Raw genomic sequence first — 10,642 nt, 5'->3', positions numbered from 1 at the left:
AGCCCCCGGGGCGCCCCCCCCCGCCCCCAACCCCCCCGGGCCCGGTCACCGGGGTGGGCCGGGCCCGCTGCCGTCGCCGCGACGGCCCTGCTCAGGACGGGCCGCGCCGCAGGCCGCCCCGGATCGCGTACGCGGCCACCACCAGCAGGGCCGTGACCGAACCGCTCCACCACCCCCGACCAGACGTTTCCGCAGGTCGGAGAGGGGTCTTACAAGTCGTAGTACAGCTCGAACTCGTGCGGGTGCGGCCGCAGGGCGATCGGCGCGATCTCGTGGGTGCGCTTGTAGTCGATCCAGGTCTCGATCAGGTCGGCGGTGAAGACGCCGCCCGCGAGGAGGTACTCGTGGTCGGCCTCCAGGGCGTCGAGGACGGCGCCGAGGGAGGCGGGGACCTGGGGGACGGCGGCGTGCTCGTCGGGGGCGAGTTCGTAGAGGTCCTTGTCGACGGGCTCGAGCGGCTCGATCTTGTTCTTGATGCCGTCGAGGCCGGCCATCAGCATCGCGGAGAAGGCCAGGTAGGGGTTGGAGGCCGGGTCGGGGGCGCGGAACTCGATGCGCTTGGCCTTGGCGTTGGAGCCGGTGATCGGGATGCGGATGGCGGCGGAGCGGTTGCGCTGCGAGTAGACCAGGTTGACCGGGGCCTCGAAGCCGGGGACGAGGCGGTGGTAGGAGTTCACCGAGGGGTTGGTGAAGGCCAGCAGCGAGGGGGCGTGCTTGAGGATGCCGCCGATGTAGTAGCGGGCGGTGTCGGACAGGCCCGCGTAGCCCTGCTCGTCGTAGAAGAGCGGGTTGCCGCCGGTCCACAGCGACTGGTGGACGTGCATGCCGGAGCCGTTGTCGCCGAAGATCGGCTTGGGCATGAAGGTGGCGGTCTTGCCGGCCCGCCAGGCGACGTTCTTGATGATGTACTTGAACAGCATCAGGTCGTCGGCGGCGTGCAGCAGGGTGTTGAACCTGTAGTTGATCTCGGCCTGTCCGGCGGTGCCGACCTCGTGGTGCTGGCGCTCGACCTCCAGCCCGGCCTTGGCGAGTTCGAGGGACATCTCGGCGCGCAGGTCGGCGAAGTGGTCGACCGGCGGGACGGGGAAGTAGCCGCCCTTGTACTTGACCTTGTAGCCGCGCACGTCGCCCTCGGCGGAGCCGCTGTTCCAGGCGCCGGCCACCGAGTCGATGTGGTAGTAGGAGGCGTTGGCGGAGGTCTCGAAGCGCACCGAGTCGAAGACGTAGAACTCGGCCTCGGGCCCGAAGTAGGCGGTCTCGGCGATGCCGGAGGAGGCCAGGTACGCCTCGGCCTTGCGGGCGACGTTGCGCGGGTCGCGGCTGTACGCCTCGCCGGTGATCGGGTCCTGGATGAAGAAGTTGATGTTGAGGTGCTTCTCGGCGCGGAACGGGTCCAGCCGGGCGGTGGCGAGGTCGGGCACCAGGGCCATGTCGGACTCGTGGATGGCCTGGAAGCCGCGGATCGAGGAGCCGTCGAACATCAGGGTCTCGGACGGGTCGAAGGTCGCGGCCGGGACCGAGAAGTGCTGCAGCACGCCCGGCAGGTCGCAGAACCGGACGTCGACGAACTTGACGTCGTTGTCCGCGATGTACTGCTTCACCTCGTCGGCGTTGGTGAACATCCGTACTCCTCCTCGGCGTGCACGGTCTGAGTCTCCGTCAGGGGCGACGGGAGCCCCGGTGCAGGGGGCTCACGATAGGAACGGCCCGTTTCCGGCTCGTGACTCGCTTGTTTCCCACATGTTAACCAGGCCACTGGGGCGGCTGGCAAAGCGGGACGGTTCCGGGCAAAATCCCTGCCCCGCCGACCCCGTGATCAACCACTGGTCTAGACCACTCGTGGCAGTCGGCCGAACGGGGTTCACCCCGACGGGAGCCGACCGGGGCGCGCCAACGGCCGGGGCTGCCACCGGCCCCGGCCGTAAGCCCGGTTAGGGTGGATTCGTGGACACCAGAGAAGCACTCGGATCGTGGATCGACGGCCCGAAGGCCGCCGCCGAGAAGATGGGCGCCGACTTCGGCTACCGCGGCGAGCGCCTCGGCCTCCCGCGGGACGGCTCCGGTGCGATGGCCGGCCCCGGTCGCCGGATCGGCGCGCTGTTCGTGGACGCCTGGCTGGTCAACCTGGTCTCCTACGGCCTGCTGGCCGGCGGCGACGTGAAGTCCGCCAACCTGTGGTCCCTCCCGCTGTTCTACGCCGTCACGGTGCTGTTCCTCGCCACCACCGGCACCACCATCGGCAAGCGCCTGTTCGGCCTGCGGGTGGTCCGGCTCGACGGCACCCGCGCCACCATCCCGCAGGTGCTGCTGCGCACCCTGCTGCTGTGCCTGGTCATCCCGGCCGCCGTCTGGGACCGCGACACCCGCGGCCTGCACGACAAGGCGGTCGGCACCGTCGAGGTCCGCTTCTGACCGCCCGCCGCGGTCGCCGGAACGTCGAACGGCCCCGCTCGCGGAGGGGAACCTCGTGGGCGGGGCCGTGGTGTTGAACGGGGGAGTCGCGCCTCGGCGCATGCCGCCCTCGGGCAGCGTCAGCGCATGCCGCCCTTGGGCATCCGGGCGCCCTTGGGCATCGGGCCCTTGGGGATCGGAGCCTTGGAGAGCAGGTCGCCGAGCGCGCGCAGCCGGTCGTTGGTCTCGGTGACCTGGGCGGCGCTGATCGCGCGGGGCAGGCGCATCAGGTGGATCTGCAGCTTCTTGAGCGGGATCTCGCCCTCGCCGTTGCCGACCACGATGTCGTGCACCGGGATGTCGCCGACCACCCGGGCCATCTTCTTCTTCTCGGCCGCCAGCAGCGACCGCACCCGGTTCGGGTTGCCCTCGCCGATCAGCGCGATGCCGGCCCGGCCGACCGCCCGGTAGACCGCGTCCTGGCTGCGGGTGACCGCCACCGGGGTCTGGTTCGCGCTCCAGCCGCGCCGGATGTTGCCCAGCACCGCCGCGACCGCGCCCGGCTGGCCCTCCATCTGCCCGAACGCGGCCCGCTCGGCACGCCGGCCGAACACGATCGCGACCGCCAGCACCGCCACCACGAAACCGAGGATGCCCAGGTAGATCGGGTGGTCCAGTGCGAAGCCGATGGCGAGGAACACGCCGAAGGTCAGCAGGCCGACGCCGGCGATGATCAGGCCGATCTTGGTGTCGACCTGCTTGGTCATGACATATGCCTGGCGGATCTGTGCGAGCCGCCCAGGGGTATCGGATTTTTGCCTCGCCATACCGCTCATGGTACGTGGCGGCACACGCGATCATCCAAGGCGGTGCCGGTTCGTGACCCTGGCCTTTCCCCGACCCGGGCCCCGCCGCGACCCCCACCGGGACCCGCACCGCGGCCCGGACGCGACCCCGGCCCCGACCGGGGGTTCAGGCACTCCGCCCGAACACCCGCACGGCCTGCTCGCGTTCGCCCGCCAGCCGCCGGTTCTCGCACACCGCCGCCCACGCGTTGCGGCGCGCGCCGCGGATCAACAGCACTCGCTCGGCCCGCCGCAGCGCGGCCCGGATTCCGGTACGCATCAACACCCACTCCTCGACCCGGGTACCGCTCCAGCGTCCCGGACGCCCGTTACCGTACGGTGACCCGGCCGTCAATGCCACGTGAAACGTCGCCCCCTAGCCCGTACGGCCCCCGGACGCGCGGAGGGACGGGCCGGACCGGACGCGCGGAGGACGGGCCCGTACCTGACGCGCGGAGGGGCGGGCCCGGACGGACCCGCCCCTCAGGTCAGGACGACGGCGGCACCGGCCGCGGTTTCAGACCGCGGCGGCCCGCTCGCGGTGCTCCAGCGCCTGCCGGTACAGCCGGCCGGCCCGGTAGGAGGAGCGCACCAGCGGGCCGGACATCACTCCGGCGAAGCCCAGCTCCTCGGCCTCCTGCTGGAGCTCGACGAACTCCTGCGGCTTCACCCAGCGCTCCACCGGGTGGTGGCGCAGCGAGGGCCGCAGGTACTGGGTGATGGTGATCAGCTCGCAGCCGGCGTCCACCAGGTCGGCCAGTGCCTCGCTGACCTCCTCGCGGGTCTCGCCCATGCCCAGGATCAGGTTCGACTTGGTGACCAGCCCGGCCGCCCGGGCCTGGGTGATCACGTCGAGCGAGCGCTCGTAGCGGAACGCGGGGCGGATCCGCTTGAAGATCCGCGGCACCGTCTCGACGTTGTGCGCCAGCACCTCGGGGCGGGCGGAGAAGACCTCGGCGAGTTGCTCGGGAACGGCGTTGAAGTCCGGGATGAGGAGCTCGACGCCCGTCCGCCCGGCCTCCCGGCCGGCCGTCATCGCGTGCACCTGGCGGACGGTCTCGGCGTACAGCCAGGAGCCGCCGTCCTCCAGGTCGTCACGGGCGACGCCGGTGATGGTGGCGTAGTTGAGGTCCATCGTGACGATGGACTCGGCGACCCGGCGCGGCTCGTCCCGGTCGAACTCGGCGGGCTTGCCGGTGTCGATCTGGCAGAAGTCGCAGCGGCGGGTGCACTGGTCGCCGCCGATCAGGAAGGTCGCCTCGCGGTCCTCCCAGCACTCGAAGATGTTGGGACAGCCGGCCTCCTGGCAGACCGTGTGCAGCCCCTCCTTCTTCACCAGGGACTGCAGGGCGTTGTACTCCGGCCCCATCTTCGCCCTGGTCTTGATCCACTCGGGCTTCCGCTCGATGGGGGTCTCGCTGTTGCGGACCTCCAGCCGGAGGAGCTTCCTGCCGTCGGGTGCGACAGCGGACACGTGCGACTCCTAGAACTAGACGGGGTACCCCTCAGGGTACGCCTGCGCTTCAACGGCCTGCGCCCGGCCCCGGGCTTGCCTTCGAAAGCCAACGCTCGGCGCGCCGCGCCGATTCCGCTACCGGACGGCGGCGACCGGCTCGGGCAGCTCGGCGAACACCTCGGCCAGCTTCCGTTCGACCGCGTCCACCGCCGCCCCCACCGGGAACGGCCGGGCCAGCTCGCCGCTGAGCGAGGCCACCCCGGCGTCCCGGATCCCGCACGGGACGATCTTGTCGAAGTACGTCATGTCCGGGTCGCAGTTCAGCGCGAAGCCGTGCATGGTCACCCCGCGGGCCACCCGCACCCCGATCGCGGCGAGCTTGCGGTCGTCGCCGCGCTGGCCCGCGTTGGACGGCGCGTACTCGGGACCGGCCAGCCGCGGGTCGATGCCCAGCGGCAGGCCCATCCGCAGGGTCAGCTTGCCGATCTCCAGCACCTGCGCGGGGTCGACCACCGCGCCGGGGATCTCCGCGCCGAGCTTCCACACCCCGCTGCGCCCCTCGACCCGGGCGGTCTCCACGCCGAACTCGGCGCAGGCCCGGATCAGCGCCTCCTCCAGCCGCCGCACGTACGCGACCACGTCGATCGGGTCCGGCAGCTTCACGATGGGGTAGCCGACCAGCTGGCCGGGGCCGTGCCAGGTGATCTCGCCGCCGCGGTTGACCTCCACCACCGGGGTGCCGTCCAGCGGCAGGTCCGCCGGGTTGGTGCGCTTGCCCATCGTGTACACCGGGTCGTGCTCCAGCAGCAGCACGGTGTCCGGGATCTCGTCCGCGACCCGCAGCGCGTGCAGCCGCTGCTGCTCCGCCCACGCCTCCTGGTAGGGGACGGTCCGCTCGCCGATCCCCATCCGCACGAACCGCACGTTCTCGCTCACCACGCAACTCCCAGCCGGCCGATCAGCCCAACCTCGCCACTGTACGCCGACCGGCCGCCCCGGCCGCGACCCCGCCTCAGCCCTCCGCCAACAGCAGCAGCCGCAGGGCGAGTTGGAGCTCCAGCGCCCGCTCCGGCTGGTTCCAGTCCCGGCCCAGCAGCACCTCCACCCGGTCGAGGCGCTGCACCACCGTGTTCACGTGCACGTGCAGCAGGTCCTTGGCCCGGGTCAGGCCGCCGCCGCAGTCGAAGTAGGCGCGCAGGGTGCGCACCAGCTCGGTGCCGCGCTTGGCGTCGTAGTCCAGCAGCGGGCCCAGGGTGGCCCGGACGAAGCCGTCCACGTCGTGGCCGTCGCCCAGCAGCACCCCCAGGAACCCCAGGTCGGCCGCGCACGCCCCGTCCCCGGCCCGGCCCAGCACCCGCAGCGCCCGGACGCAGCGCACCCCCTCCGCGTACCCGGCGGCCAGCGCGACCGGGCCGCTCGCCGCCCGCCCGGCGCCGACCGTGACCGGCGAGCCCACCAGCCGGGCCAGCCGCTCCGCCGCCGCCCCGGCCACCGCGCCGTCCCCGCCGCCCTCGTGCGGGACGAGCAGCACCACGCCCTCGCCGAACTCGGCGCTGATCCCGCGCGAGCCGAACAGGTAGCGGGTCGCCGCGCCGGCCAGCCGCTCCCGGGCGGCCCGGTCCTCGGCGACCGCGACCAGCGCCAGGTGCGGCCGGTTCAGGTCGACGCCCAGCCGGCGGCCGCGCGCGGTCAGCCCGGCCGGGTCCCGGTCCGGGGCGGTGAGCAGGTCGGCCAGCAGCTCGCCGCGGACCCGGTTCTCGGTCTCGGCGACCGAGCGGCGCAGCAGGAGCAGCAGCGCCGTGACGACACTGGCGCGCTCGAACACCCGCCGGTCGGCGTCGTCCAGCTCGGGCCGCCCGTGCAGCACCAGCGCGCCCAGCAGCTCCTGCCCGGCCAGCACCGCGCACACCCACTCCTCGCCGTGCCGCACCGCGTGGCCCCCGGTGCGGGAGGCGAGGACCGCGTCGGCCAGGCCGCCGGGGGCGCCGCCGGGGCCGGTCAGCGGGGCGCCCTCGGCGTCGTGCACCGAGGCGCCGCCGTCCAGCAGCGCGGCCACCTCGGCCGCCACGTCGGCCACCTCGGCGCCGCGCAGCACCAGGTCGGTGAGCCGGTCGTGGGCCTGTTCGGCGCGCTGCACGGCGGCCGCGTGCGCGCCGATCACGGCGTTGGCGCCGGCCAGTTCGGCCAGCGCGGCCCGGGTGTCGGACAGCGACTTGGCGGTGTCCAGGGCGATCGCGGCGTGCGCGGCCAGCGTGCACAGCAGCGCGACCTCGTCGGGGGAGAAGGCCCGCGGCGTGCGGTCGGCCGCGAACAGCACGCCGATCACGCTGCCGCCCAGCAGCAGCGGCACCCCGATGATCGCCACCAGGCCCTCGTCCAGCACGCCCGCGTCGATCTGCCCGGTGTGCCGGAACCGCTCGTCGACCCGGTAGTCGTGGGTGGCGTAGGGGCGGGCGGTCTGCGCGACCAGGCCGCCCAGGCCGTCGCCCAGGCTGAGCCGCAGGGTCTGGAAGAGCGGCGAGACCGAGCCGTCGGTGACCCGCATGTACGTGTCCCCGGCCCGCTCGTCGGGCAGCGTCAGGTACGCGGTGTCGGTGCCCAGCAGCATCCGGGCCCGCCGGACGATGGCCTGCAGCACCGCGTCCAGGTCCCGGGAGGCGGCCAGGTCGCCCGCGGTGTCGAACAGGGCGGTCAGCTCGGCCTCGCGCCGGCGGTGCTGGCGCATCGTGCGGTGCACCCGCAGCGCCTGCCAGGTGGCGTCGTCGATCTCGGTCAGGACCTCGGGCGGCGCGCCCCGGCGGCGGGCCTCGGCGAGCACCTCGCCGAAGTCCTCGGTGGCGGCGCCGGTCGCCAGCAGGTCGAGGAGTCTGCGCAGCGCCGGAGCGGCGGTGGTGTGGCGGTCCATCACGGTCTTCCCTCTTGTTGCTCGTGCCCCCGTGCCCCCGGTGCCCCGCCCGCCGCGGCGGACCGGGGCCGCGCCCTCCCCGGGCGGCGGTCGCCGCCCTGCTGCGCGGCCCCGATCCTGCCGGAAGCGCCCGGCGGCCGACAGCCTCCTTCACCGAGTCCACCCGAGCGGCGCGCCCCGACCCGTCCCGCCCGACCCGTCCCGCCCGACCCGTCCCGCCCGGCCCCGCTCAGTGCGCGGTCCACCCGCCGTCCACCGGCAGGCTCGCGCCGGTGACGTACGAGGCGCCCGGCGAGCACAGCCACACCGCCAGCTGGGCGACCTCGTCCGGCTCGATCAGCCGCTTCACGGCGGTGCGGTCCAGCATGATCCGCTCCACCACCTCGTCCTCGTGGATGCCGTGCGCGAGCGCCTGCGCGGCGATCTGCCGCTCCACCAGCGGGGTGCGCACGTACGCCGGGTTCACGCAGTTGCTGGTCACGCCGTACGGGGCGCCCTCCAGGGCGACCGTCTTGCTCAGGCCCTCCAGGGCGTGCTTGGCCGTCACGTACGCCGACTTGAAGGCGCTGGCCCGCAGGCCGTGCACCGAGGAGATGTTGACCACCCGGCCCCAGCCGCGCTCGTACATGTGCGGCAGGGTGCGGCGCAGGATCCGGAACGGGGCCTCCACCATGACCCGCTGGATCAGCGCGAACCGCTCCACCGGGAACTCGTGCACCGGGGCGACGTGCTGCAGGCCCGCGTTGTTGACCACGATGTCCGCGTCCGCCGGGAGCGCCTCCACCGCGTCCGGGTCCGACAGGTCCGCGACGTGCGCGGTCCCGCCGATCCGGGCCGCCAGCTCCTCGGCGGGGGCCGCGGCCAGGTCGACGACGTGCACGTGCGCGCCCGCCGCGGCGAACGCCTCCGCGCAGGCCCGGCCGATGCCGGAGGCGGCCCCGGTGACCAGCACGGTGCGGCCGAGCAGCGGGGGCCCGGAGGGCGGGGCAGAAGTGGTGTCCATGGCCGAGAACGGTAGGAATCCGCGGGCCCCGCAACGATGTGGGCGGACACCACAGCGCTCGGCACTCCTGTGGTGCCCGGCGCCATGCGCCCGGAGCGCCGGCAACGGCTCCCGAACTCAAACGCGCGACGCCCGCGCTTCCTCACAACGGGCGGGGCTGGTTCACCCGTTCGGAGGACGGGGGGCCCGAATCCACCCATAGCGTCCCAATGCTCGCTACATTCGCGCCGATTCCCGATCAGGGGGCGCCGACCCGGGCAGGAGGGGCCGGAACGGCGCCTGAGAGGTGTGGACTGCTATGCCCCAACGGCCAGTGATCGACAGCCCCGCGTACCGACCGCTCGACCCGCTCGACCCGCGCCCGACCGGAGCGGCCGAGACCCCTCCGCGCGCCCCCGAGCAGGCCGAACCACCGGCCCCCGCGGCCGGGCGCGCCCAGAACCCCCAGCTCGCCGCACTCATCGAGGAGTCCGGCTTCTCGCATGCCGGCCTCGCCCGCCGGGTCGACCAACTCGGCCTGGAGCACGGCCTCGACCTGCGCTACGACAAGACCTCGGTGACCCGCTGGCTGCGCGGCCAGCAGCCCCGCGGCGCGACCCCCGCGCTGATCGCCGAGGTCTTCACCCGCCGCCTCGGCCGCCGCCTCACCGCCCAGGACGTCGGCCTCGACGCCTGCGCCCCGGTCTACGCCGGGCTGGAGTTCGCCGAGACCCCGCAGGAGGCCGTCGACATCGTCGCCTCCATGTGGCGCAAGGACAACGGCCCCTACGCCGAACTCCGCAAGATCGCCTTCACCCCCGCCGGGCTGGTCGTCCCCAGCCGCGACTGGCTGATCGGCCGCACCGACGAACGCGTCGCCCGCGACGGCACCACCCTCACCCCCGAGGAACTGCGCTCCCCGCAGGGCGCCCGCGTCCCCCCGCAGGGCCCGCGCCGCCCCGCGCACGCCTCCGGCGCCGAACCGGGCGCCGAGCACCGGGAGACCAGGCCCCCCGTCCGGGTCGGCCGCGGCGACATCGCCGCCATCCGCGCCGTCGGAGACCTCTTCCGGGCCCTCGACCACGCCTACGGCGGCGGCCACGCCCGGCAGGCCCTGGTCCGGTACCTGGAGAGCGAGGCCGAGCCGATGCTCCGCGGCCGGTACGGCGAACAGATCGGCCGCGCCCTGTTCGGCGCCGTCTCCGACCTCACCCGGCTCGCCGGCTGGACCTCCTTCGACATCGCCGCGCACGGCCTCGCCCAGCGCTACTTCGTCCAGGCCCTGCGGCTCTCCCAGGCCGCCGGCGACCGCGTCCTGGGCGGCTTCGTCCTCACCACCATGAGCCAGCAGGCCGTCCACCTCGGCCACGCCCGCGAGGCCATCCAGCTCGCCCGGGTCGCCCAGCAGGGCGTCGGCACCACCGCCGCACCCGTCGTCCAGGCCCTGATGCACGCCGCCGAGGCCCGCGGCCACGCCCTGGCCGGCGACGTCCGGGCCTGCACCACCGCACTGGTCCGCTGCGAACGCGCGCTGGCCACCGCCCGCAGCGCCGACGAAGTCCCGTCCTGGGCACGCTACTTCGACGACGCCCAGCTTGCCGACGAGTTCGCCCACTGCTACCGGGACCTCCAGCAGTGGCGCCCCGCCGCCCAGCACGCCGAGAAGTCCCTGCGGCTGCGGGCCCCCGCCTACGCCCGCAGCCGCATCCTGTGCCGACTCGTCCTGGCCTCCGCCCGCCTGGGCATGGGCGACGTCGACGAGGCGTGCTCGATGGCCACCGACTCCCTGCGCGCCGCCGGCGAGATGCGCTCCGCCCGCACCGTCGAATACCTCCGCGACTTCCACCGCCGCCTCAGCCCCTACCGCACCACCCCCGCCGCCCGCGCCTTCGAAGAGGCCACCCGCCAGGCGGGGGTGATCTGAGAACCCCGCCAGAAGGCCCGGGTGTGAACGGCGGGAGGCGAAATCAGGGGCCCGGGGAACGGCGGGTCCGTGCTGCTGACGGTCGGAGCCCATCGAAGGTCGGTGCTGCTGCGTGCCGTAACAGCTGTCTCTTATACAC

Annotated in this window: 9 protein-coding genes; 2 read left to right on the top strand and 7 right to left on the bottom strand. The window is 73.8% G+C overall.

Going from position 1 to position 10,642, the window contains the following annotated elements:
* Positions 1-209 precede the first annotated feature (209 nt).
* Positions 210-1,622 (bottom strand): type I glutamate--ammonia ligase, encoded by a 1,413-nt coding sequence (glnA, locus tag ACFUEL_RS26090; protein ID WP_380239198.1) that lies wholly within the window; start codon positions 1,620-1,622, stop codon positions 210-212.
* Between the two features lie 322 nt (positions 1,623-1,944).
* Between glnA and ACFUEL_RS26085 the strand changes: the two genes are divergently transcribed.
* Positions 1,945-2,412 (top strand): RDD family protein, encoded by a 468-nt coding sequence (locus ACFUEL_RS26085; protein WP_380239197.1) that lies wholly within the window; start codon positions 1,945-1,947, stop codon positions 2,410-2,412.
* A gap of 119 nt (positions 2,413-2,531) precedes the next feature.
* On the opposite strand, the gene ACFUEL_RS26080 is transcribed toward ACFUEL_RS26085, so the two are convergent.
* The 6 genes from ACFUEL_RS26080 to ACFUEL_RS26055 form a co-directional block, all read right to left on the bottom strand.
* The gene (locus tag ACFUEL_RS26080) at positions 2,532-3,218 is read right to left on the bottom strand and encodes a DUF4191 domain-containing protein (protein WP_380239196.1); all 687 of its coding nucleotides are present in this window, start codon (positions 3,216-3,218) and stop codon (positions 2,532-2,534) included.
* A gap of 145 nt (positions 3,219-3,363) precedes the next feature.
* Positions 3,364-3,516 (bottom strand): hypothetical protein, encoded by a 153-nt coding sequence (locus ACFUEL_RS26075; protein ID WP_380239195.1) that lies wholly within the window; start codon positions 3,514-3,516, stop codon positions 3,364-3,366.
* A 237-nt stretch (positions 3,517-3,753) separates the two neighbouring features.
* Entirely contained in the window at positions 3,754-4,710 is a 957-nt protein-coding gene (lipA, locus tag ACFUEL_RS26070; RefSeq protein WP_380239194.1) for a lipoyl synthase, read from the bottom strand.
* A gap of 117 nt (positions 4,711-4,827) precedes the next feature.
* Complete coding sequence (gene lipB / locus ACFUEL_RS26065) at positions 4,828-5,631, bottom strand: lipoyl(octanoyl) transferase LipB (RefSeq protein WP_380239193.1); 804 nt, start codon at positions 5,629-5,631, stop codon at positions 4,828-4,830.
* A 73-nt stretch (positions 5,632-5,704) separates the two neighbouring features.
* A complete protein-coding gene (locus ACFUEL_RS26060; RefSeq protein ID WP_380239192.1) occupies positions 5,705-7,597 on the bottom strand; it encodes a helix-turn-helix domain-containing protein in 1,893 nt (630 codons plus the stop codon).
* Positions 7,598-7,826: 229 nt separating this feature from the next.
* The gene (locus tag ACFUEL_RS26055) at positions 7,827-8,600 is read right to left on the bottom strand and encodes a 3-hydroxybutyrate dehydrogenase (RefSeq protein ID WP_380239191.1); all 774 of its coding nucleotides are present in this window, start codon (positions 8,598-8,600) and stop codon (positions 7,827-7,829) included.
* Positions 8,601-8,898: 298 nt separating this feature from the next.
* On the opposite strand from ACFUEL_RS26055, the gene ACFUEL_RS26050 reads away from it, so the two are divergent.
* Positions 8,899-10,503, top strand: coding sequence for a regulator (locus tag ACFUEL_RS26050; RefSeq protein ID WP_380239190.1), 1,605 nt, complete (start codon positions 8,899-8,901; stop codon positions 10,501-10,503).
* Positions 10,504-10,642 lie beyond the last annotated feature (139 nt).

This window comes from Kitasatospora sp. NPDC057198 (assembly GCF_042670125.1).
Taxonomy (GTDB): domain Bacteria; phylum Actinomycetota; class Actinomycetes; order Streptomycetales; family Streptomycetaceae; genus Kitasatospora.
The sequence above is the reverse complement of the archived record's forward strand: the minus strand, read 5'-3'. Positions and strand labels throughout refer to the sequence as shown.